Origin of the sequence: Methylobacterium indicum, assembly GCF_017347565.1 — a bacterium.
GTDB classification, from domain to species: Bacteria; Pseudomonadota; Alphaproteobacteria; order Rhizobiales; family Beijerinckiaceae; genus Methylobacterium; species Methylobacterium indicum.
This window is the reverse complement of record NZ_AP024145.1, coordinates 3,386,044-3,409,713: the sequence shown is the minus strand read 5'-3', so window position 1 is coordinate 3,409,713 and position 23,670 is coordinate 3,386,044. Positions and strand designations below refer to the sequence as shown.

16 protein-coding genes are annotated in these 23,670 nt (G+C 73.7%); 8 read left to right on the top strand and 8 right to left on the bottom strand.

All coding sequences use genetic code 11. The annotated features are described in order from the left end of the window. Positions 1–223: 223 nt before the first annotated feature. The gene (locus miv_RS15970; protein ID WP_207177789.1) at positions 224–10,897 is read right to left on the bottom strand and encodes an apolipoprotein A-IV repeat region-like domain-containing protein; all 10,674 of its coding nucleotides are present in this window, start codon (positions 10,895–10,897) and stop codon (positions 224–226) included. Positions 10,898–11,340: 443 nt separating this feature from the next. Here miv_RS15970 and miv_RS15965 point away from each other — a divergent pair, with 443 nt between their 5' ends. Together miv_RS15965 and miv_RS15960 are read left to right on the top strand one after the other, a co-directional pair. Next, positions 11,341–11,658 carry an Hpt domain-containing protein gene (locus miv_RS15965; protein ID WP_207177788.1) on the top strand — a complete coding sequence of 106 codons (318 nt, stop codon included), beginning with the start codon at positions 11,341–11,343 and terminating at the stop codon, positions 11,656–11,658. A 140-nt stretch (positions 11,659–11,798) separates the two neighbouring features. Continuing rightward, positions 11,799–12,119, top strand: coding sequence for a 2Fe-2S iron-sulfur cluster-binding protein (locus tag miv_RS15960; protein WP_048426157.1), 321 nt, complete (start codon positions 11,799–11,801; stop codon positions 12,117–12,119). Between the two features lie 61 nt (positions 12,120–12,180). On the opposite strand, the gene miv_RS15955 is transcribed toward miv_RS15960, so the two are convergent. The 6 genes from miv_RS15955 to miv_RS15930 all read right to left on the bottom strand — a co-directional run bounded on the left by miv_RS15955 (position 12,181) and on the right by miv_RS15930 (position 16,479). Beyond that, on the bottom strand, positions 12,181–13,356 hold the full coding sequence (locus tag miv_RS15955; protein WP_207177787.1) for a vWA domain-containing protein: 1,176 nt from the start codon (positions 13,354–13,356) through the stop codon (positions 12,181–12,183). A gap of 33 nt (positions 13,357–13,389) precedes the next feature. Then, on the bottom strand, positions 13,390–14,298 hold the full coding sequence (locus miv_RS15950) for a DMT family transporter (RefSeq protein WP_053220780.1): 909 nt from the start codon (positions 14,296–14,298) through the stop codon (positions 13,390–13,392). Beyond that, a complete protein-coding gene (locus miv_RS15945; RefSeq protein WP_053220779.1) occupies positions 14,295–14,732 on the bottom strand; it encodes a helix-turn-helix domain-containing protein in 438 nt (145 codons plus the stop codon). Before miv_RS15945 ends, miv_RS15950 begins: the two co-directional genes overlap by 4 nt. Before the next feature lie 10 nt (positions 14,733–14,742). Beyond that, complete coding sequence (locus miv_RS15940) at positions 14,743–14,985, bottom strand: type II toxin-antitoxin system RelE family toxin (protein ID WP_048426155.1); 243 nt, start codon at positions 14,983–14,985, stop codon at positions 14,743–14,745. 50 nt (positions 14,986–15,035) lie between these two features. After that, positions 15,036–15,932 (bottom strand): oxygen-dependent coproporphyrinogen oxidase, encoded by an 897-nt coding sequence (gene hemF, locus miv_RS15935; protein WP_207177786.1) that lies wholly within the window; start codon positions 15,930–15,932, stop codon positions 15,036–15,038. A gap of 91 nt (positions 15,933–16,023) precedes the next feature. Then, positions 16,024–16,479, bottom strand: a complete 456-nt coding sequence (locus tag miv_RS15930) for a tRNA (cytidine(34)-2'-O)-methyltransferase (RefSeq protein WP_048426153.1) — start codon at positions 16,477–16,479, stop codon at positions 16,024–16,026. 123 nt (positions 16,480–16,602) lie between these two features. Here miv_RS15930 and miv_RS15925 point away from each other — a divergent pair, with 123 nt between their 5' ends. After that, a complete protein-coding gene (locus miv_RS15925; protein ID WP_207177785.1) occupies positions 16,603–18,462 on the top strand; it encodes an ABC transporter ATP-binding protein in 1,860 nt (619 codons plus the stop codon). 599 nt (positions 18,463–19,061) lie between these two features. On the opposite strand, the gene miv_RS15920 is transcribed toward miv_RS15925, so the two are convergent. Next, a complete protein-coding gene (locus miv_RS15920) occupies positions 19,062–19,526 on the bottom strand; it encodes an outer membrane protein assembly factor BamE (protein WP_048426151.1) in 465 nt (154 codons plus the stop codon). A 201-nt stretch (positions 19,527–19,727) separates the two neighbouring features. On the opposite strand from miv_RS15920, the gene miv_RS15915 reads away from it, so the two are divergent. The 5 genes from miv_RS15915 to miv_RS15895 all read left to right on the top strand — a co-directional run bounded on the left by miv_RS15915 (position 19,728) and on the right by miv_RS15895 (position 23,658). Continuing rightward, positions 19,728–20,285: a ubiquinol-cytochrome C chaperone family protein gene (locus tag miv_RS15915; protein ID WP_048426150.1), complete on the top strand. Its 558-nt coding sequence runs from the start codon at positions 19,728–19,730 to the stop codon at positions 20,283–20,285. A 171-nt stretch (positions 20,286–20,456) separates the two neighbouring features. Continuing rightward, positions 20,457–20,963, top strand: a complete 507-nt coding sequence (locus tag miv_RS15910; RefSeq protein WP_048426149.1) for a YceD family protein — start codon at positions 20,457–20,459, stop codon at positions 20,961–20,963. 203 nt (positions 20,964–21,166) lie between these two features. Beyond that, positions 21,167–22,201, top strand: a complete 1,035-nt coding sequence (gene plsX, locus miv_RS15905; protein ID WP_048426148.1) for a phosphate acyltransferase PlsX — start codon at positions 21,167–21,169, stop codon at positions 22,199–22,201. A gap of 28 nt (positions 22,202–22,229) precedes the next feature. Continuing rightward, positions 22,230–23,207 (top strand): beta-ketoacyl-ACP synthase III, encoded by a 978-nt coding sequence (locus miv_RS15900; protein ID WP_207177784.1) that lies wholly within the window; start codon positions 22,230–22,232, stop codon positions 23,205–23,207. 133 nt (positions 23,208–23,340) lie between these two features. Then, positions 23,341–23,658, top strand: a complete 318-nt coding sequence (locus miv_RS15895) for an integration host factor subunit alpha (protein ID WP_207177783.1) — start codon at positions 23,341–23,343, stop codon at positions 23,656–23,658. Positions 23,659–23,670 lie beyond the last annotated feature (12 nt).

Below are 23,670 nucleotides of genomic sequence, written 5' to 3'. Positions count from 1 at the left end.
CGTTCGATGATCGGAGAACGTCATCGGCGAGGCGACGTTGCGTCGCCCCGACATGAAATGCCCGCAACCCGGCCGACAGGTCGCGTCCATCACGACGATTTCTTGACCATGCCGTAGCGTTTCCCTCCAGTGTGGTCCGCACTGACGGCGGAAGCCCGACGAAAAAGGCCCCTCCGACCGCACGGGTCGAAGGGGCCTTTTTGCCTCGGGACGTCGGGGTGCGTCAGGCGCCCTCGAACCGCCCGCTGGCATGGGCCAGCATCGTGTAGACCTTGCCGCTCTCCGAGGTGAGGTAGGCGTTCGCCCGGCGCGGGTCCTGATCGGTGCGGGACACCTCGCCGAGGAGGCGCTCGAATTCCCGCACGTAGTGATCGACGGTCCGGCGGAAATCCGGCTCGGCGCGGTAGCGGCGGCGGATCTCGTCGAAGGTCTGCTGGCCCTCCGCCGTGTAGAGACGGCGGGTGAACAGGTTCGTCTCGCCGCGCCGGTAGCGCTCCCACAGGTCCACGGCCGCGGGGTGCTCGATCATTCGGGCGATGTTGCTCGAGATCGAGTCGATCGCCGCCGCGCCCGCCTCGTCCGGGGTCTCGCCGGCCTTGGCCGACGCAGCCCCCTTGCCCTTCTCGGCACCCTTGTCGCCGCTCTTGTCACTGCCCTTGGCGAGCGACGGCACGTCGTCGTCGTCCAGCGAGGCGCGCGAGAGGAGGTCGGAGAGCCAGCCGCCGGACCCGTTGCGGCTTTGAGCGTCGCCGGTGGTCCGGGTCGCACCCTGCGGCGCGGCCGGCCGGCCCTGCCCGACCGGCGCCTTGCCGGTCTCGCCCGACGGCCTCGCCGCCGGGGCGGGCGCCCTCACGGCCGGGGCCTGGGGCTTCGCCGCCGGAGCCACGGGCTTCGGAGACGAGGCCTGGGGCGCGGCTGCCTTGGGGATGGGCGCCGCGGCGACCGGAGCCTGCGACCGGGGGGGCGAGGCGGCGGGAGCCGGGGCGACGGCCGCAGCCGCAGGCTTCGGCGCCGACACCACGGGGGCGGCGACGGGGGCGGAACGGCCGGCCTCGGCGACGCGGGGCTGCGTCACGTCGACCGCGCGGGGCGAGCGCTGGACCAGGGCCGAGAGCTCGTTCAGGGCCTTGATCTGCTCGGCCACGACCCGCCGCATCTCGCCGGTGGCGTCCTGGGCCTCCTGCGGGATGGTGGTCACGCCGCGCTGCAGGTCGCCGCGGATCTCCTCCAGGGTCTGGCGGATCTCGCCCGCCATGGCGCGCATCGATTCGACCGTGCCCTGGAAGCGCGCGGCGGCGTCGCCGAACGCGGTCTGCATCTCGCCCGAGGCGCCCGCCACGGCCTGGCGGACCGTCTCGGCCGCCCGCTCGCCCTCCTGGCCGGTACCGGCGCGCAGGCGCTCGAAGGCCTCCGTCACCGCGCTGCCGGCCTGGCGGGCGCCGGCCTCGATCTCGCGGCCCAGCGCCTGGGTGCGGGCCTCGATCGTCTTCAGGGTCGCCTCGACCCGGGCACCGACGCCCTCCGTGGCGGCGGCGAGGGCCGCCGAGCGGGCGTCGATGCTGCCGAGCAGGGTGTCGATCTCGGCCCGGCGCTCGCCGAGCGCGGCGCTCACCCGGCCCTCGGCACCCTCCAGGGCGCCGGTGGCGGCGGTGAGGTCGCCGATATGCTGGCGGGCGGTCTCGGTCAGCGCCTTGCCGCGGGCATCCAGCGTCGCGGCGAGACCCGCGGCCTGGCGAAGAGCCCCGGTCGCCGCGCCCTGGAGCGCGCCGACCTGCTCGGCGACCCGGTCGGAGGCACGACCGGTCTCGGCCGCGATCTCGGCCAGGGCCGCCTGGATCTCCTCGACCCGGCCCGACAGGCCGCCCTCGATCGCCGAGAAGCTCTCGCCCGAGCGCCCGATCAGCTCCTGCAGGGCGCTGCAGGCGGTCTCGATGCGGCCGACCAGGCCGCCGAGCTCGCCGCCCAGGCGCTGGTTGACCCGGGTGAGGGCCTCCACCGCCCGGGTCGCGCCCTCGTCGGCCGACCGGCGCAGGGTCTCGGCCGCCTCGCGGGAGAGGGCCGCCAGGGCCTCGGCCCGCTCGGCGAGCAGAACGGCCGCGCCGCCCATCCCCTCGGTCACCGCCCGCTCCAGCGCCTCGCTGCGCTCGGCCAGGACCGAGACCAGCTCGCTGCCGGGGCCCTCGACCAGGCCGCGCAGCTGCGCCACCTGGCGGTCGAGCCCGTCGACCGTCTCGCCGCTCGCCGCCAAGGCCGCCACCAGGGCGTTGCCGCGCTGGTCGATGGTCCGGTGCAGCGAGGCGGTCGTCGCCTCGAGGCGCTGGCCGAGCGCGCCGCCGCGCTCGTCCACGATCTGCCGCAGGGCCTCGACCCGCTCGGCGAGGTCGCGGTTGAGCGCGCCGCCGCGGCCGTCGATCGCCTCGGCCAGCTCCCGGGCGGTCTCGGCGAGCGTCCGGGTCAGGGTGGTGCCGCGCTGGTCGACCAGCGCCGCGAAGGCGGCGGCGCGGCGGTCGAAGCCCGTGCTCAGCTGCGTACTGCGCTCGTCCACCGCCGCCGCGAGGGCCGCGGCGCGCTCCTCCACCGCCGCGGCGAAGGCCGCGGAGCGCTCGTCCATGGCGCCGTGCAGGTTCGCCACCCGCTCGTCGAGGGCGGCGGTAAGCGCCGCCGTGCGGGCGTCGACCAGGGCCGCGTAGGCGTCGCTGCGGTCGTCGAAGGCGTCGGCCAGGGCCTCGCCGCGGGACGCGACCAGGGCCGCGAAGGCGCGCATCCGCCCGTCGATGCGGGCCGTGAAGGCGGCCGAGCGCTCGTCGACGCTGCCCGACAGGGCCTCGGTCCTGGCCTGCATCAGGCCAGCGAGTTCCGTCGCCTTGGCGTCGACCAGGGCACCGAAGGCCTCGGCCCGCTCCTCGACGGTGCCGCCGAGGATCGCGAGCCCGGTCTGCAGGCGGTCGGACACCGCCTCGCCGCCGGCTTCGAGCTGGCGGGACAGGGCCTCCACCTGCCCGCCGAGCACGGCGTCGAGGGCGGCGCGGCTGCGCTCCAGGGCGGAGGACAGCTCCGCCACCCGGTCGTCGAGCAGGGCGGCGAGCGCCGCACCGCGACCCTCGAAGGTCTCGGCGAGGTCGGCGTTGCGCGAATCCAGCAGGCCGGCGAGCGCATCGCCGCCGCTGCGGATCGTGGTGGCGAGCACGTCGATGCGCTCCTGGACCCGCCGGGCCAGCACGTCCCCGGCGCCGGTCAGCTCTGCGAGCGCCCGCTGGCGGCCGTCGATCAGGCGCGCGAGGTTGCCGCCGCCCTGCTCGATCGTGCCGGCGATGGCCGCCTCGCGCTCGGCGAGCAGGGCCGCCATGGCCTCGATGCGCTCGCCCAGGGTCCGGGCGAAGGCGTCGCGGTGCCCGTCGAGGGCGTCGCCGAGGCCCGCCTCGCGCTCGGCCAGCAGGCCGGTGACGGCCTGCGTGCCGCGGGACACGGCGTCCTCCAGAGTCGCGACGCGGGAGTCGAGCAGGCCGGCGACCTCCTCGCCCCGGGCGGCGATCGTGCCGGCCAGGGTCTCGCCGCGGCGCTCCAGGGCGGTCTCGACGGCCTGGGCGCGCATCTCGATCAGCGCGTCGAGGTCGGCGAGCGCCGCGTCGACCCGGCCCGACAGGTGGGTGCCGCCAGATTCCGCCGCCGCCGCGAAGGCATCGGTGCGGGCGTCGATGAGCCCGGCCAGCGCCTGGGCGCGGGCCTCCACCGCCTCGGCGAAGGCCGCGCCGCGGCTCTCCACCAGGTGGTCGAGGGCGGCGAGCCGGTCGTCGAACAGGCTGGACAGGGCGCGGGTGCGGGAATCGAGGGTGCCGACCGCCCGGCCGACCCGCTCCTCGAGGGTCGAGGCCAGGGTGTCGCCGCCCTCGGCGAGGACGCCGCGCAGGGTGCCGACCCGGTCGTCGAGCACGGCGCCGATCGCACCGGCGCGCTCGTCGAGCAGGTGGCGGACCGCGCCGGCCCGCTCCTCGAGCGCGTCGTGCAGGGCGCGGATCCGGTCGTCGAGCCCGGCATGCAGCGCCTCCGACCGTCCGTCGAGGAGGCTGCGCATCGTCGCCGCCTGCTCGTCGATGAGGTGGCCGAGCGCCCGCAGCCGCTCGCCGAACAGGCGCTCGACCGTCGCCTCGCGCTCGTCCAGCAGGGTCGCCAGCGCGGTCGAACGGTCGCCGAGCGCCGCCTCGAGGCGGCCGGAGCCCTCCGCGAGCACCCGGTCGGCCTCCTCCACGGTGCCCTGCAGGGCGGCCAGCACGGTCTCGCCGCGCTTGCCGATGAGGTCGGACAGGGCGAGGCCGCCGCGGTCGAACAGCCGCGCCAGCTCGGTCATGCGGTTGGCCAGCGTACCGAACATCGCCCGGCCGCGCTCGTCGATCTCCTGGGCCATCGCGGCAATGCGCTCGTCGACGAGGGCCGCCAGGGTCTCGGTGCGGCCGTCGAAGGCGGCGCGGATCGCGTCGGCCTGGGTCGCGAGGTCGCGGCTCGCCTCGCCGCTGTGGCTCTCCACGAAGGTGACCAGCTCGCGGGTGCGGGCGCCGAGCTCCTCGTCGAGGCCGCGGGTGCGGGCCTCGATCAGGCGCAGGGCCTCCTCGGCCTTCACACCGAAGGTCTCGTCGACGATGCGGCCGCGCTCGTCGAGGGTCTGGGCCAGCCCTTCGAGGCGGGCGATGACGCGGTCGTCGAAGCGGGCGGCGCCGGCATCGAGCGAGCGGGTCAGCTCCTCGGTCCGGCGGCCGAGCTCGTCGCCGATCTCGCCGACACGGGCGGTCAGGGCGTCGCTCATCGCCTGGCTGCGGGCCGTGATGGCGCGGGCCAGCTCGTCGGCGCGGCCGTCCAGCGCCTGGGCGACCTCGCGGCCGCCCTCGGCCATCACCCGGGCCATCTCGCCGGCCCGCACGATCAGGGCCTCGTTCAGTGCCGTGGCGCGGGCGCCGATATGCTGGTCGACATGCGCCACCATGGTGCTGAAGGTGGCGCCGATCTCGGCAGTGCGCTTCGCCGAGCGGTCCTCGAGGGCGCCGAGCTGGGCCTCGACGGCCTCGCGGGCCTCGCGGGTGCGCTCCGCGATCGTCTCGGCGACGGCACGGCCCTGGACCGTGATGAGGCGGTCCATCTCCTCCAGGCGCCCGGAGACGCTCTCGGTCAGGTCGTGGGTGTCGCGGGAGATGCGGTCGGCCAGGATGTCGCCGCGGGCGATCGCGTCCTGGAGCGCCGCGAGGCGGGTCGTCAGCACCTCGTCGACCGCGCGGCCGCCGGTCTCGGCGGCGCTCGCCAGCGCCGTGCCGGTCTTCTCCAGCGCGTCGTTGACGCGCGCGCCCTGGCCCGCCACCGCCACGACGATGTCGCGGCCGACCGCCGCCAGGCGGGTCTGCGCCTCGTCGGCATGCTGGCCGATCATGTCGGTCAGCGCGCGGCCATGGCCGTCGAAGGCCGCACCGACCTCGGCGAGGCGGGTGTCGAGATCGCCCGCGGCGCTCTCGGCAGCCAGCGCCAGCGCCGCCGAGACATCCTCGGCTTGGCGCGTCAGGTGCTCGACCGCCGCCCGCAGGGTCGCCCCGGTCGTATCGGCCCGCTCGGCGACGAGGCGCCCGGCCTCGTCCGCCGCCGCGGCGAACGCCGCCGTCGCGGCCAGCGTCCGCGCGTCGAGCGCCCCCGTCGTCCGCTCCGCCGCCGCCGCGATCGCCAACGCGGCTTCCTCGGCCCGGCCCGCCAGACCCACCACGACGCCATGCAAAGCCGCATCCGCCTCGCCGGCCCGCGTCCCGATCAGGCTCGCCGCCTCCTCCGCCACCCGGGCGAAGGACGAGGCCGCATCCGCCAGACGTGCCTGCAGCGCGCCCGACGCCTCCTCGGCCCCAAGGCGGAACGCCTCCACGCTCTCCGCCGTCCGCGCGCCCACCGCGCCCGTCGCCGTCTCGGCCGCGCGACGCAGCACCATCGCCGCTTCCTCGGCCCGGGCCTCCAGTTCGCCCGTCGTCGCCGTGGTCGCCTGGCGGAACAGCTCCACCGCCGCCTGGCTGCGGGCATCCAGCTCCGCGCCCGTCGTCTCCAGGGTGCGGCGGAAGATGTGCGCCACCTCCACGGTGCGGGTGCCCAGCGCCCCCGTCGCCTGCTCGGCCGAGCGGCGCATGATCTCGGCGGCCTCCACCGAGCGCGCCTGCAGCGCGTCGCCGACCGTATCGGCCGACGAGGTGAGGGCGGCGGCCGCCGCTTCGGCGCGCTCGGCGAGCCCCCCCAGGGCGGTGCGCAGGGCGGTATCGGCGGTCTCGGTGCGCTCGCCGATCAGGCGGCTCGCCTCCTCGGCGGCGGCCACGAAGGCGGCCGCCGCGGTGGCGGTGCGTCCGTCGAGGGCGCCGGTGGCGGATTCAGCGGCGAGCGACAGGGCCGCGGAGACGTCCTCGGCCTGGCGCGTCAGGTGCTCGACGGCCGCGCGCAAGGTGGCGTCGGTGGCGTCGGTGCGCTCGGCGACGAGGCGGCCGGCCTCGTCGGCGGCACGCGCGAAGGCGCTGGCCGCCGCGAGGGTGCGGGCATCGAACTGCCCGGTCGCCTGCTCGGCCGCCCCGGCGATCGCCGCGGCGAGAGCCTCGGCCCGCTCGGCCAAGCCGTCGATCGAGCCGCGCAGGGTCGCGTCCGCCGCGCCCGCCCGCTCGGCGACGAGGCGCCCGGCCTCGTCCGCCGCCGCCGCGAACGCCGCCGTCGCGGCCAAGGTCCGCGCGTCGAGCGCCCCCGTCGTCCGCTCCGCCGCCGCCGCGATCGCCAACGCGGCTTCCTCGGCCCGGCCCGCAAGACCCACCACGACGCCGTGCAAAGCCGCGTCCGCCTCGCCGGCCCGCGTCCCGATCAGGCTCGCCGCCTCCTCCGCCACACGGGCGAAGGACGAGGCCGCATCCGCCAGACGTGCCTGCAGCGCGCCCGACGCCTCCTCGGCCCCGAGGCGGAACGCCTCCACGCTCTCCGCCGTCCGCGCGCCCACCGCGCCCGTCGCCGTCTCGGCCGCGCGACGCAGCACCATCGCCGCTTCCTCGGCCCGGGCCTCCAGTTCGCCCGTCGTCGCCGTGGTCGCCTGGCGGAACAGCTCCACCGCCGCCTGGCTGCGGGCGTCGAGCTCCGCGCCCGTCGTCTCCAGGGTGCGCCGGAAGATGTGCGCCACCTCCACGGTGCGGGTGCCCAGCGCCCCCGTCGCCTGCTCGGCCGAGCGGCGCATGATCTCGGCGGCCTCCACCGAGCGCGCCTGCAGCGCGTCGCCGACCGTATCGGCCGACGAGGTGAGGGCGGCGGCTGCCGCTTCGGCCCGCTCGGCGAGGCCCGCAAGGGCGGTGCGCAGGGCGGTATCGGCGGTCTCGGTGCGCTCGCCGATCAGGCGGCTCGCCTCCTCGGCGGCGGCCACGAAGGCGGCCGCCGCGGTGGCGGTGCGCCCGTCGAGGGCGCCGGTGGCGGATTCGGCGGCGAGCGCGAGGGCCGCGGAGACGTCCTCGGCTTGGCGCGTCAGGTGCTCGACGGCCGCGCGCAAGGTCGCGTCGGTGGCGTCGGTGCGCTCGGCGACGAGGCGGCCGGCCTCGTCGGCGGCACGCGCGAAGGCGGTCGCCGCCGCAAGCGTGCGGGCGTCGAACTGCCCGGTCGCCTGCTCGGCCGCCCCGGTGATCGCCGCGGCAACCGCCTCGGCCTGCTCGGTCACGCCATGGAGGGTACCGCGCAGGGTCGCGTCCACCGCGCCCGCCCGCTCGGCGACGAGGCGCCCGGCCTCGTCCGCCGCCGCCGCGATCGCCAGCGCGGCTTCCTCGGCCCGGCCCGCCAGACCCACCACGACGCCGTGCAAAGCCGCATCCGCCTCGCCGGCCCGCGTCCCGATCAGGCTCGCCGCCTCCTCCGCCACACGGGCGAAGGACGAGGCCGCATCCGCCAGACGTGCCTGCAGCGCGCCCGACGCCTCCTCGGCCCCGAGGCGGAACGCCTCCACGCTCTCCGCCGTCCGCGCGCCCACCGCGCCCGTCGCCGTCTCGGCCGCGCGACGCAGCACCATCGCCGCTTCCTCGGCCCGGGCCTCCAGTTCGCCCGTCGTCGCCGTGGTCGCCTGGCGGAACAGCTCCACCGCCGCCTGGCTGCGGGCGTCGAGCTCCGCGCCCGTCGTCTCCAGGGTGCGGCGGAAGATGTGCGCCACCTCCACGGTGCGGGTGCCCAGCGCCCCCGTCGCCTGCTCGGCCGAGCGGCGCATGATCTCGGCGGCCTCCACCGAGCGCGCCTGCAGCGCGTCGCCGACCGTATCGGCCGACGAGGTGAGGGCGGCGGCTGCCGCTTCGGCCCGCTCGGCGAGGCCCGCCAGGGCGGTGCGCAGGGCGGTATCGGCGGTCTCGGTGCGCTCGCCGATCAGGCGGCTCGCCTCCTCGGCGGCGGCCACGAAGGCGGCCGCCGCGGTGGCGGTGCGCCCGTCGAGGGCGCCGGTGGCGGACTCGGCGGCGAGCGACAGGGCCGCGGAGACGTCCTCGGCCTGGCGCGTCAGGTGCTCGACGGCCGCGCGCAGGGTGGCGTCGGTGGCGTCGGTGCGCTCGGCGACGAGGCGACCGGCCTCGTCGGCGGCACGCGCGAAGGCGGTGGCCGCCGCAAGCGTGCGGGCGTCGAACTGCCCGGTCGCCTGCTCGGCCGCCCCGGTGATCGCCGCGGCGACCGCTTCGGCCCGCTCGGTCACCCCGCCGACCGCGCCCCGCAAGGTCGCGTCGAGCGTCTGGGTCCGCAGGGCGACGATCTCTCCCGCCGCCTCGGCGGCCCGGGCGAAGGCCATGGCGGCCTCCTGGGTCTGGTCGCCGACATGGAGGGCGGCGGCTTCCGCGGCCTTGCGGAACTGCTCGGCCAGCGCCATGGCGCGGGCGTCGAGATCGGTGCCGATCTCGTCGGCGGTGCGGCGCAGGGCCTCGCCGGCACCAGCCGTGCGGTCGGCGAAGCGGTTCTGCAGGGTGTCGGCCGCGACGGCCAGAGCCGCCTCGGTCTCGTGGGTGCGGCGGTCGAGCCCCTCGATCAGGTCGCGGCTCTTGGCGTCGAAGGCCGCGGCGAGGCCGCCGAGCGCCTGCTCGATCCGGCCCTCGGCCTCGGCGGTGCGCTCGCTCACCAGGGCGGCGACGCGCTCGCCGGTCCGGTCGAGGTTGCGCTCCAGGCTGCCGCCATGGCCGATCAGCACCTCCTCGACGCGCCCGATCGTCTCCTCGAGGCGGGAGGTCAGGTCGGCGCCGCGCACGCCGAGCGCCTGCGCCGCGTCCTCCACCAGGGTCGAGAGGTCGTCGCGCACCCGGACCGCCCGGTCGCCGAAGGCGGTGATCACGCCGTCGCTGGCGCGGGCGAGCCCGGCCTCGGCCTCGGCCGCGCGAGCCGCGATCGCCGCGGCGACGCCGGTGCCGGCCTGCTCGATCTCCTCGCGCAGCGCGATGCCGCGATCGGCGATGTGGGCCGCGATGGCGCTGCCTGACGCCGCGAAGCGCTCGGTGATGCCGGTGCCGGTCTCGGCGAAGCGCTCGGTCAGGTCGGTGCCGCGGGCGAGGAAACGCTCCTCCAGGCTGACGGCCGAGCGCTCGAAGGTCTCGCGGACCTGCGCGCCCTCGCGGTTGAGGGCCTCGATCACGCCGGCGCCGGTCTCGGCGAGCGTGCGGGCGACCTCGCCGGCATTCTCGGCCAGCGTCCGGGTGAGGAGGCCGCCGGTGCGCTCGAACGCCTCCGTGACCTCGACCGCGCGGCTCTCGAGCGCGCGGCTCAAGGACTCGCCGACGCCATCGAGATCGGCCTTCACGCCCTCGCTGGTCGAGACGAGGCGCTGGACGAGGTCGTCGCCGCGGCCGGCCACGGCCTCGACCACCCGCTCGCCCGCGGCGGCGAGCGCCGCCGTGACCGCGTCGCCCCGGTCACCCAGGGCGGCGGTGATCGCCTCGCCCCGGGCGCCGAGGGCGTGCGTCACCCGCTCGCCCGCGCCGTCGACCGCGGTGACGATCCGCTCGGCGGCGGTGTCGAGCTCCTGGGTCAGGTTCTGGTGCGAGCCCTGGATCGCGCCGCGGACGCGCTCGGCATTGGCGACGATCGATTCGCGCTGCGCCACCAGCTCGTCGACGAGGGTGCGGATGCGGATCTCGTTGTCCGAGTAGGCGCGCTCCAGCGTCGAGATCTCGCCGCGGACCAGGGTCTCGAGCTCGCCGGCCCGCGCCAGCGCCCGCTCGACGCCGTCGCCGACCGCCGCGACCTCGCGGCGGACCGCCTGCGACATGGTCAGCACCGCGTCGGTGGAAAAGCCCTCGGGCTCGGCGAGGCGGATCGCCACCTCGCCGACGGCACGGGCGACGAGGCGCATCTCCTGGGCCCGCACCGCCAACATCGCGGCGATGTAGAACAGCATCACGGGGGCGAGCACCGCCGCGGCGCCGACGGCGCCCTGGAGGCCGGTGAGCCCGGCGGCGAAGCCGCGCAGGTCGCCGCCCGACTGAGCCCAGGCGAGGGCGGCGAAACCCGAGAGCCAGAGGAGGGCGGCGAGACTCGCGACGGCGTAGGGGGTGCGGGACGGCTCGACCCGCAACGTCTGCTGCAGGGCGCCGACGCTGCGGCGGTCGTCGTTGGCGACGAGCGAGCGGTCGGGCGGCAGCAGCCCGCCGTCGCGGCGGCCGTCGCGGGGACCGGGCAGGGCGCTGCCGTCGAAGGCCGGCTCACGCCCGGCGGCGGTGGCGAGCGGGTCGGAATCGTGAACGTCGGGCAGGCGCGGCTCGACCCGGCTCCCCTCGATGGTACCGTCGAGGGCGCGGGCCTCCGACGACCGAGGCTCCTGCCCCCCGGCCGGATGGTCCAGGTTCAGGGCCTGCTCAATCGCCGACAGCGCCGCTTCCGCCGGATCCTTGAGCTTCTTTTCCGTCGCCATCGAACGCCCCGTTACGCCGTGAACGCCGCCGGGCAGCCCTCACGAGCCGCCGCGCCGCATCATCCCCGAGATCCCGCGAAACCCGCGCCGTGCCGCCAGCCGACGCGATCTCAGCGGTTTACCACGAGAACCTTAGACGCAAGGAGTACCAGCCGGATACCCGGAGGGCGCGAACCCTCCCAAAAAGCTTAAGGGAATGGTTACCATGCCTCCCGGCGCCCCGGCACGGCGTCGCTATCCTGCCGCAGAATCTGGGCTTTGGCCAAAGCAAGCCGGGGCCGGCCCGGTGCGCATCCGGCTGTGGACAGGGCTCCACCGCCGAACCGGGAACCCGCCAGCGGGCGCCCTCGGCCCGTGCCCGCCCGGGACGGAAGGCCTTGCGCGAACCGGATCCTTCGCGGAATCCCTACCGCACGATTGAGTTGACCCTGCGAGAGATTCCGATGGAGACGCTCCTGGACCGCGCGCATCTGATGCGCCAGACCTTCGACGACGAGGACCTCGCCCGCGAGGTCCTCGCGCTGTTTGCCGGCCAGTGCGAGCGGCTCCTGCCCGGGCTCGTCGACCCGGCCCTGGCGCCGCACGCGCGGGCGGACCTCGCCCATACCCTGAAGGGATCGGCCCTCGGGGTCGGCGCGGCCCGCGTGGCGGATCTCGCCGGGCGGATCGAGGCCGCGCTGCGCGCACCCGACGCCGCGACCGCCGATGGCCTCGCGCCGGCCCTGGAGGAGGCGGTGCGGGAGACGCTGGCACTGATCTGAGGGCGGCACCCCGCGCCTCGGAACGACAGGAGTGCCGCGCGACGCACGGCGCGCTTGCTTTCCGGGGCGGCAGCCGCCAATCAGGCCGCGCCGCGTCCTCGTCCGATCCGCGGCCGCGCTCGAGGCTTCCGGAGTCCCAGATGGTCCAGATCACCTACGTCGATGCCGCCGGCACGGCCCGCTCCGTGAAGGGCGAGGTCGGCTCGACCGTGATGGAGACCGCGATCCGCAACAACGTGCCGGGCATCGACGCGGAATGCGGCGGCGCCTGCGCCTGTGCCACCTGCCACGTCTATGTCGGCGAGGACTGGGCGGATGCTGTCGGCCCGGCCGAGCCGATGGAGCAGGACATGCTCGACTTCGCCTCCGACGTGCGGCCGACTTCGCGCCTGTCGTGCCAGATCCGCCTCAAGCCCGAACTCGACGGCCTGACCGTCACGACCCCGGCCCGCCAGGGCTGAGTTCTCCCTGTCCGGGCTCCGCGCGACCGGGGCCCGGCTGCTCCGGCGCGGGAGCGGGACGTCACCGCAGCAGCGCCCTCGTCGCCTGGTCGATGCCTTCGAGCGTCAGCGGGTACATCCGGCCGGAGAAGATCTGCCGGATCATCGCGTTCGACTGGGTGTAGCCCCACTGCGCCTGCGGCACCGGATTGAGCCAGGCCACCTTCGGGAAGTGATCGAGGACCCGGTTCAGCCAGACCTGGCCGGCCTCCTCGTTCCAGTGCTCGACCGAGCCGCCCGCCATCGCGATCTCGTAGGGCGACATCGCCGCGTCGCCGACGAAGACCACGCGATAATCCGACGGATAGGTGCGGATCACGTCGAGGAGCGGCGTGCCCTCGGTGTGACGGCGGCGATTCTCCTTCCAGACCGTCTCGTACAGGCAGTTGTGGAAGTAGAAATGCTCGAAGTGCTTGAACTCCGAGCGCGCCGCCGAGAAGAGCTGCTCGGCCAGCTCGACGTGCCAGTCCATCGAGCCGCCGACATCGAGGAACAGCAGCACCTTGACGGCGTTGCGCCGCTCCGGCCGCAGGCGCAGGTCGAGCATGCCGTGGCGCGCCGTCTCCCGGATCGTGCCGTCGAGATCGAGCTCGTCCGCCGCCCCGGTGCGGGCGAAGCGGCGCAGGCGCCGGAGTGCCAGCCGGATGGTGCGCGCGCCGAGTTCCGCCGAATCGTCCAGGTCCTTGAAGGTGCGCTGGTCCCAGACCTTCACCGCCCGGAAGTTGCGGTTGCCGTCCTGGCCGATGCGGATGCCTTCCGGGTTGTACCCATAGGCGCCGAAGGGCGAGGTGCCCCCGGTGCCGATCCATTTCGAGCCGCCCTGGTGGCGCTCCTTCTGCTCGGCGAGCCGCTGCTTGAGGGTCTCGAACAGCTTGTCCCAGCCGAGCGCCTGGAGCTGTGCCCGCTCCTCCTCGGTGAGGTATTTCTCCGCCAGCTTGCGGAGCCATTCCTCGGGAATGGCCTGCGGCTCCACCGCCTCTCCGACCGTGACCACGCCCTTGAAGACGCGGCCGAACACCCGGTCGAACTTGTCGAGGTTGCGCTCGTCCTTCACCAGGGCGGTGCGGGCGAGGTAATAAAAGTCCTCCACCCGCTGGTCGGCGAGGTCGCGGTCGAGGGCCTCGAGCAGGGTCAGGTACTCGCGCAGCGAGACCGGGACCTTGGCGGCGCGAAGCTCGGTGAAGAAGGACAGCAGCATGGCGCCGATCAACGCGCGAGCGCCGTGCCCGGGTCAAGTCCCCTTCACCGCCCCCTTCACCGCCGGCACCGGGGCCTGACGCCGCGCCTCCGCGGCGAGGTTCCAGACGATGCCGCCGACGATCAGCCCGGCGCCGACGAACAGCCACGGATCGAGGGGCTCGCCGTAGAGCTGCCAGCCCAGCACGGCGATCAGCGGGATGCGCAGGAAATCGAGCGGCATGACCAGGATGGCGTCGCCGCGCCGGTAGGCGCTGGTGAGGCACCAATGCGAGGTGAGGCCGGCGATGCAGAGGACCGCCAGCGCCAGGGCGTGGTGCCCCTCGAAGGGGTGGGCCGGCACGCCGGGCAGGAGCCGACCGGCCACGAGGTTGAGGGGCAGCTGGATCAGGTTCATCCAGAACAGGATCGACAGCACGCTCTCGGTCCGGGTCAGCGCCTTGGTGGCGACCGCGGTCAGGGCGAACATCACGGCGGAGAGCAGCACCACGAGGCTCGCCGGCTGCAGGGCGGCGACGCCCGGGCGCAGCACCACCAGCACGCCGAGGAAGCCGAGAACGACCGCGGCGAGCCGGCTCGCGGTCAGCCGCTCGCGCAGGATCACGACCGCGAGCAGCGTCACCCAGGCCGGCGTGGTGAATTCGAGGGCGAAGACGACGGCGAGCGGCAGGAGCGTGACGCCGTACGACCAGGCGTAGTTGCCGCCCCAATGGACGAGGTTGCGGGCGAGGTGCAGGCGCATCCGCCGCGCCGGCAGCGGCCGGCGGCGCAGGAACGCGACCGTCCCGACGATCGCCACCCCGGCCGCCGCCCGGGCCGCCAGGATGTCGAACAGCCCGAGCGCCGGCGCCACCTCGCGGACCGCGATGGCGGTGGCCGAGAACGACAGGAGCGCGCCCGCCATCCACAGGACGACGGCGACGAGGTCGGGGAGGGGCTTCACCGGTGTCTGGTGGATCGGCGGCGCGGCGTCGCAGACGGGGGATCTTGATCCTGCAACAGCACCGGATCGACCCCGCAGGCCTGCGCGATGGCGGCGATCACCGCCGGGCTGCCGTCGCGAGCCCCCGTCTCCATCGCGGCCAGCGCTTCGGACGGAACGCCGACCTTCGCCGCGAGGTCGTCCAGAGCCAGACCGGCATGTCGGCGGGTCGCCGCGAGGAGCGACTCACCGGCGAGCACCGCAGCCGTCAGCCAATCCGGTGCATAGGCGACGTCACCTGCGGCGCGAGCGGTCAGGTGTTCCTTGGCCAAGAGGGCAGTGATGCGATCCTCCGCCTCCTCGTCGCCGGCACGAGCCAGCAAGGCGTCGTAGGCCCGCCGTGACAGAATGACGAGTTCTTCGCCTCCCTCGGTGACGATCGACTGCACGCTCATGGGTCTGACCTCATTCATAGATGTCGCGCCGATCACCGACCTTGAAGACCTCGATGGCGTCCGCCGTCTCGACGAAGACCGCGCGATAGGAGCCGGATCGGATTCGCAGCCCCGGCACGCCGACCAAAGCCTTGACGTCCCCGGTTCCCATCTCGGCGTAGCGCTCCAGCTTCAAACGCATCTGCACCCGCGCCCTGTCCGGCAGCTTCGCGAAGGCCTTCAGGGCCGGCCCGGTGAAACGGATCGTCTTCATGCCCGACGACGGTCAGATGGGAGGATGGAAGCCGCGAGATAAGATCGTCGCTACGGCCACCGCACCGTCGGCGGCATCGACGACAGGATCGACGCGACGTTGCCGCCGGTCTTCAGGCCGAAGATCGTGCCGCGGTCGTAGAGCAGGTTGAACTCGACGTAGCGGCCGCGGCGGACCTGCTGCTCGTGGCGGTCGGCCTCGGTCCAGGGCGTGGCGAGGTTGCGCCGCACGATCTCGGGATAGACGCCGAGAAACGCACCGCCGACCTCGCGGGTGAAGGCGAGGTCGGCCTCCGGCTCGCCGGTCCAGTGATAGTCGTAGAAGATGCCGCCGATGCCGCGGGGCTCGTTGCGGTGCTTCAGGTGGAAGTACTCGTCGCACCAGGCCTTGTAACGGGCGTAGTCGGCGGCCGGGTGCCTAGCGCAGGCCGCCTCGAAGGCGGCGTGGAACGCCACGGTGTCGGGATCGCCTTGCGTCCGGCGCCGGTCGAGGACCGGGGTCAGGTCGGCGCCGCCGCCGAACCACGTCTTCGTCGTCACCACGAACCGGGTGTTCATGTGCACGGTCGGGACGTGCGGGTTCCACGGATGGGCGATGAGCGAGATGCCGGTGGCGAAGAAGCGCGGATCCTCCGCCGCCCCGGGAATCTGGCCGCGGAACTCGGGGGCGAACTCGCCGTGGACCGCCGAGACGTGGACGCCGCATTTCTCGAACACCCGTCCGCGCAGCATCGCCATGGTGCCGCCGCCGCCGGCCGCGCCGGAATGGTCGGTGCGCTCCCAGGGCGTGCGCTCGAACTGCCCCGGCCCGCCGGCCTCGGGCGCGAACGGGCCGGTCGCCTCCGCCTCGATCTCCTCGAAGGCGGCGCAGATCCGGTCCCGCAGGGTGGAGAACCAGTCGGTGGCCGCGGCTTTGAGCGCGGCGAGATCGGAAGCAGGCTCGGTCATGGGCTTCTTCTTCACACAGGGCCGGACGGGGGCCAAGAGCCTGAGCGCCAAGAGGCCGAAGGCCAAGAGCCCGAAGGCCGCGCGCCTGGGCTCAGGACCAGGCGGTCTGGCGCAAGGCCTCGCCGAGCATCATCCCGGCCGCCACCGCCACGTTGAGCGAGCGCAGGCCCGCCCGCATCGGGATCGCCACCCGGGCGTCGGCATCCGCGTGGACAGCCTCGGGTACGCCCGCCGATTCGCGCCCGACCATCAGGCAGTCGCCGGCCTGGAAGGCGTGGGCCGTGTACGGCACCGAGCCGGCGGTAGTGGCGAGGACCAGCCGGATGCCGGCCTCCCGCCGCCAGGCATCGAAGGCGGCGTAGGAGCGGTGGCGGGTGATGGCGACGTGGTCGAGGTAGTCGAGGCCGGAGCGGCGCAGGTGCCGGTCCGAGACGTCGAACCCCGCCGGCTCGATGATCTCGACGGCGACGCCGAGGCAGGCGGCGAGCCGCAGCATCGTGCCGGTATTCTGCGGGATGTCGGGCTGGTAGAGGGCGAGGCGCAGCATGGGTCCGGTGGCGTCGGTTCGTGTCCCCCGACATAGCCCGGCGGATCGCCTGCGGCATCACCCCCCGGTTGGCGGGCGGTGCCCACAGCATAGCTGAAGGCCCTGATCCTCACGGGAGCCCGCATGTTCCTCGACTGGCTCGAGCGCCGCATCGATCCCTTCGCGCCCTTCGACGAGGCCGAACGTCCACCCGGCACGGTGGCGGGCTTCGCCTGGTTCTACCTGCGGCCGGTGCGCAAGCCGCTCGGGGTGCTGTTCGTGACGGCGCTCACCGCCGGCAGCGTCGAGGCCTCGCTCTACCTGCTGATGGGCTGGTTCGTGGACATCCTGGCCCGCTCGGGCCCGGAGACCCTGTGGCGCGACCACGGCACCGGGCTCATGCTCGCCGCCGCCCTGATCCTGGTGGTCCGGCCGCTCCTCGCCTGGCTGCACGAGGCGATCTCGAACCAGCTCGTGGTGCCGCAGACCACCGGTCTCATCCGCTGGCGCACCCATCTCTACACCCTGGGCCACGCCCTGTCGTACTTCCAGGCCGACTTCGCCGGGCGCCTCGCCAATCGGGTGACGCAGGTCGGGGTCGCGGTGCGCGAACTCGCGGTCGTGGTCATCGACACGCTGCTCTACGTCGCGATCTTCGCCGTCACGGCGGTGAGCCTCTTTGGCGCGATCAGCCCGTGGCTGGTCCTGCCGGTGCTGGTCTGGATCCTGGCCTATGCGGGGCTCACGGCCTACTTCGTGCCGCGCGCCCGGGCGCGCTCGCTCCAGGTCGCCGATACCCGCTCGGCCCTCGTCGGCCGCATCGTCGACAGCTACACCAACATCCTCACCGTCAAGCTCTTCGCGCGCGACAGCGAGGAGCGCTCGGCCGTGCGCGCCGCCACGGTGGACCACACCGACGCCTACCTGCACTCGTTCCGGCTCATCACGGCGGTGACCGGCACGCTCTCGCTCCTCAACAGCATCCTCATCGTGGTCACGGCCGGGGTCGTGCTGGCGCTGTGGTCCCGGGGCCAGATGACGACCGGGGAGGGGGCGGCGGGCCTCGCCCTGGTGCTGCGGCTCATCGCGATGTCGGGCTGGGTGATGCAGACCGTGCGCGGCTTGTTCGAGCATATCGGCACGGTTCAGGAGAGCATGCAGACCATCGCCCGGCCGCACGCGCTCACCGACCGCCCGGGTGCCCGCGACCTCGCGGTGACCGGGGGCGAGGTGCGCTTCGAGGGCGCGAGCTTCCATTACGGCAAGGCCGAGGGCGGAATCATCGAGGACCTGACCCTGCGCATCGCGCCGGGCGAGAAGGTCGGCCTCGTGGGGCCGAGCGGGGCGGGCAAGACCACGCTCACCTCGCTGCTGCTGCGCCTGCACGACCTCGAGGGCGGGCGCATCCTGATCGACGGGCAGGATATCGCCGGGGTGACGCAAGCCTCGCTGCGCCGGCAGATCGCCGTGGTGACGCAGGACACCTCGCTCCTTCACCGCACGATCCGCGACAACATCGCGTATGGCCGCGAGGCCGCGACCGAGGCCGAGATCGTCGCGGCCGCCCGCGCCGCCCATGCCGACGCCTTCATCCGCGACCTGTCCGACCACAAGGGCCGCGGCGGCTACGACGCCCAGGTCGGCGAGCGCGGCGTCAAGCTGTCGGGCGGCCAGCGCCAGCGCATCGCCATCGCCCGGGTGATCCTGAAGGATGCGCCGATCCTGATCCTCGACGAGGCGACCTCCGCCCTCGATTCCGAGGTCGAGGCGGCGATCCAGGGCTCCCTCGACCGGCTGATGCAGGGCAAGACCGTGCTCGCCATCGCGCATCGCCTCTCGACCATCGCGGCCCTCGACCGGCTGGTGGTTCTGGACCAGGGCCGCATCGTCGAGGAGGGGCGCCACGCCGATCTGGTGAAGGCCGGGGGGCTCTACGCGCGTCTGTGGGCGCGCCAGTCCGGCGGATTCCTGGGGGACGACGCGGAGCGCGCGGCGGCGGAGTAGGGAGAAATCTCCTCTCCCCGCGGGCGGGGAGAGGGCTGACGACCCCTTGTCGGGTCGGCAGCAAGCCCGCAGGGCGAGGGTGAGGGGGTATAGGCGGAGGAGCCTCATCCGCTGAGACCCCCTCACCCTCACTCCGGCCTTCGCCTCCGCTTGCTGTGCTTCCTGGACGGAAGCACAGCCCTCTCCCCGCCCGCGGGGCTAGCGGATTAACACTTCTTCTTTGAGAGCTAAGCTTCTGTGAATGTGCGCACTTTCCCCTCCCCCTTGTGGGGAGGGGTTATGGGGATCGAAGATCCCGCGTGGGGGTGGTGCAGAAGGCACCGCTGAGCCTCCTCCGGCACCACCCCCACCTCCAACTCCTCCCCACAAGGGGGAGGAGAGGCGCGCGACTTTCAAAGGGAGAAGCCGCTTAAACCGAGTTGTGTGAATGCGATAGGCCGGCGGGGAGAGGGGGAAACCCGCGCTCGATCTCCGAACGATTTTCCTCGTCTCGGACTCGCACCTACGGAGCAGCGTGCCTCCCGCCCGGGCTCCGGCCATCACCCCGACAAACGAAAGGCCGGGCGACACGCCCGGCCCACCATGCAGGGATCCAGGATTTACCGCGCGTTGCCGAACGGCTCGAACTTGGTCAGGCCGCGCATCAGCTGGCCGAGGAAGGCCTGCTCGCCGCCGCTGGTCGGCGTGGTGCGGGAGATGAAGTCGAACACCTTGCCGTCCTGCTCGCCGTAGAGCGCCACACGCTCGACCTTGAACCCGGCGTTGAAGTAGACGGCGAGGACGCGCTGGTCCTTCGGGCGCTCGCCCAGGAACATGACCGTGCGCTTGGTGTCCTGGCTGATGTAGTACCAGGACTTGTTGCCGACGGTCGAGACGGTGGTCGGCGTGCCGAGGAGCTGGAGCACCTGCTCGGCGCTGGCGCCGGGGCGGACCTGGGCGACGGCGGCATCGTCGATGATGTAGCCGTGCCGGAACTCTTCGCCGATCACGCAGCCCGCGGCCGACAGACCGATCAGACCGGCCGCGGCGAGGCGGAGAAGCGACGGTGTGAAGCGGCGCGGCATCGGGACCTCGGGGGAAACGTGTACGGGACGGTTATATCGGCCGGCCGGATGGCGGCCTTGCGCGAGAAGCGACCGTTGCCGTACCCCGGGGTTGTGGCGTTGGCAAGGCACGGCCAAGGTTCCGCCACGGATGTCGAAGACCCGGTGCGGCGGCCAGGGCGCGTCAGGGTCCCTGCGTGTTGGGACGATCGAGAGCTTGAGATGATTCGCAATCCCTTCCGCCGCGAGGATGCCCGCCGGCGCGCCATCGCGGCGCTGCATGTCCGCCTCAATGCGGGCGCCCGGGTGCCGGCGCTCTACCTCGACCTCGGCGTGCCCGACACGGTGGAGGGCCGGTTCGAGGCCCTGTGCCTGCACGTCGTGCTGGTGCTGCGCCACCTGCGGCGGCTGCCGGCCCCGGCGGCGGACATCGCCCAGGATCTCGTGAACTCGGTGTTCGAGCAGCTCGATTCGTCGCTGCGCGAGCTCGGCGTCGGCGACATGGGCGTCTCGAAGCGGATGAAGAAGCTGGCTCAGGCCTTCTACGGCCGGGCCGCCGCCTACGACGCCGCCCTCGATGCCGGCGACCGCGAGGCGCTCGCGGCGGCCCTCGCCCGCAACGTGCTCGCCCGCGAGGAGCCGGAGGCGGCCCGCGGCCTGGCCGCCTACGTGGCGGCGGCGGATGCGGGGCTCGCCGGAACCGACCTCGACGCGCTGATGGCCGAGGGGCCGGTTCTACCCGATCCCGCCCGCTTCGCCGCCGACGCGGCGCAGGGCTGACGGTTCGGCGGCTCTCCCCGACGTCCCCGTCCCGCGATCGCCTCTCGGCTCCCTCTTGCGCCGGGCCGGGGCGCGACGCATCTCGGGCACAGCCCGGAAAGAGCCCCCGCGGTGCCGGCGAGGCTTCCCGAAACCCTCGCCGTACCCACAAGGATCCCCAGAGGAGCCAGCATGACCCCCGACAGCGTCGGTCCGTTCTCCCGTCCGATCCTGGTCGAGCGCACCGTCCGGGCCGGCCAGCCCGTCACCGTCGAAGCCAACGAGGAGGAGCGCGCCGCGCTCGCCCGCGATTTCGGCCTGCCGGGGATCGCCCGGCTGTCCGGCACCTTCCGGCTCTCCGGCTCGCTCCACCGGCTCCAGGTCACCGGCACCGTCGAATCGACGCTGACCCAGACCTGCGTCGTCACCTTGGAGCCCTTCGACACGACCGTGTCCGAGGAGGTCGACGTCGATTTCGCCGACCAGGACGCTTTCGCGGGCACCCCGGCGGAGGATGCCGACATCCCCGATCCGATCGTCAACGGCCGCATCGACCTGGGCAGCCTCGCGGCCGAGTTCCTGGCCCTCGGCCTCGACCCCTATCCGCGCAAGCCCGGCGTCGCCTTCGAGCCCCCGGCGGATGCCGGGGAGGAGACGCCGTTCGCGGCGCTCCAGACCCTGAAGGGCGACGAGGCCTGAGGCGTCTCCGGCGACGGGCTCTCGGGGGCCTCGGCGCGGGTCCCGGGCCGTCGCCGCGAGAAAGCCTTCAGAATTCGTTTGCGGCCCGGCGCGGTGTCGCTATTTTCCGCCGCGCCGCGGATCCCCAGGACGGCGCGAGTCCGTCAGTTCCAAGTCCGGTGGTTTCTGTTCGCGGCGGATCCGAGAGGCTGTTCGACACCCCCATGTCCCAGAGAGTGCGCATCTCGCTCGACGCGATGGGCGGCGATCACGGCCCCTCGACGGTCGTGCCCGGTGCGGGGCTCGCCCGCGAGCGCCACCCCGAGACGACCTTCCTGATGTTCGGCGACGAGGCGGTGCTCACTCCCCTGGTCGCGGCCGAGCCGCGCCTGAAGGGCGCGGTCGAGATCCGCCACACCACCGTGTCGGTGGCCATGGACGAGAAGCCGAGCCAGGCGGTGCGTTCCGGCCGCGGCAAGTCGTCGATGTGGAAGGCGATCCAGGCGGTGCGCGACGGCGAGGCCGACGCCGCGGTGTCGGCCGGCAATACCGGCGCCCTGATGGCGATGTCGAAGATCTGCCTCAAGACGATGTCGCACATCGAGCGGCCGGCCATCGCCTGCCTCTGGCCGACGGTGCGCGGCGAGAGCGTGGTGCTCGACGTCGGGGCGACGATCGGCACCGACGCCAACCACCTCGTCGACATGGCGGTGATGGGCGCCGCGATGGCCCGCATCGTGTTCGACCTCGACCGGCCGACGGTGGGGCTCCTCAACGTCGGCACCGAGGAGATGAAGGGCAACGAGGCGGTGAAGGAAGCCGCCCGGATGCTGCGCGAATCCGACCTGGCGGGGCTGGCCTATCACGGCTTCGTCGAAGGCACCGATCTCGGCCGCGGCACCGTCGACGTGGTGGTGACGGAAGGCTTCACCGGCAACATCGCGCTCAAGACCGCGGAGGGCACCGCCAAGCAGATCGCCGCCTACCTCAAGGGTGCGATGGGCCGGACCCTGATGGCGAAGATCGGCTACCTGTTCGCCCGCGGCGCCTTCCGGGCGCTGCGCGAGAAGATGAACCCGAGCCGGGCCAATGGCGGCGTGTTCCTCGGGCTCGAGGGCATCGTCATCAAGAGCCACGGCGCCGCCGATGCCGAGGGCTTCGCCGCGGCGGTCGACCTCGCCTACGACATGGCCCGCCACGACCTGATGCGGACGATCCGGGAGCGCCTCGACGCGACGCCGGCCCAAGCCTCGGCATGAAGACCGTTTCGGCATAGGAGGACGCCTCATGACCCGCCTTCGCTCGGTGGTGCGGGGCTGCGGCTCCTACCTGCCGCGGACGACCGTCACCAACGACGACCTCGCCACCCGCGTCGACACCTCGGACGACTGGATCATCCAGCGCACCGGCATCCGCCAGCGCCACATCGCCGAGCCGGACGAGACCACCTCGGTGCTCGGCATCAAGGCCGCGCAGGCGGCCCTGCAGGATGCCGGCATCGAGCCTTCGACGATCGACCTCGTGATCTGCGCGACCTCGACGCCGGACCACACCTTCCCGTCCACCGCGACGCAGATCCAGGCCGGCCTCGGCATCCAGGCGGGCGCCGCCTTCGACCTGCAGGCGGTCTGCGCCGGCTTCGTCTACGCGGTCGCCACCGCCGACAAGTTCCTGGCGACGGGGGCGGCCACCCGCGCCCTCGTCGTCGGTGCCGAGACCTTTTCGCGGCTGCTCGACTGGGAGGACCGCACCACCTGCGTGCTGTTCGGCGACGGTGCCGGCGCCCTGGTGCTGGAAGCCCAACCCGGCGAGGGCCATTCGGGCGACCGCGGCGTGCTGACGAGCCAGCTGCGCGCCGACGGCCGCCACCGGGAAAAGCTCTACGTCGACGGCGGCCCGGGCTCGACCGGCACCACCGGCAAGCTGCGCATGGTCGGCAAGGAGGTCTTCCGCTTCGCCGTCGGCTCGGTCACCGACGTGGTGGCGCAGGCCTTCGAGGCCACCGGCACCACCGCCGACGATCTCGACTGGTTCGTGCCGCACCAGGCCAACCGGCGCATCATCGAGGCCTCGGCCGACAAGCTCGGCATCGCCCGCGAGAAGGTGGTGCTGACGGTCGACCGCCACGGCAACACCTCGGCGGCCTCGATCCCGCTGGCGCTCGATGCCGCCTGCCGGGACGGCCGGATCAAGCGCGGCGACCTCGTGATGATCGAGGCGATCGGCGGCGGCTTCACCTGGGGCAGCGCGCTCATCCGCTGGTAGGTCTACCGGGTAAGCCCACAAAGTATCCGGGCGTCCCGCCGGACGCCCGGTTGACCCGGCGCGCGACGCCGATTAGCGTGCGCGATCATAGACATACGTTAGTTCGTGAATCAGCCGCCGGGGGAGCAGCACGATGGCAGGCAAGACGGTCACGCGGGCCGATCTGAGCGAGGCCGTCTACCAGCGGGTCGGCCTGTCGCGCACGGAATCCGCCGCCCTGGTGGAGACGGTCCTGTCGGAGATCTGCGGCTGCCTGTCCTCCGGCGAGATCGTGAAGCTGTCCTCGTTCGGCTCCTTCGTGGTGCGCGACAAGGGCAAGCGGGTCGGCCGCAACCCGAAGACCGGCGTCGAGGTGGCGATCGAGCCGCGCCGGGTCATGGTGTTCAAGCCCTCGAACGTGCTCAAGGCCCGGATCAACGGCGACGCCGCGCCGGAAGAAGACGACGGGTGAGCCGCCGCGCCG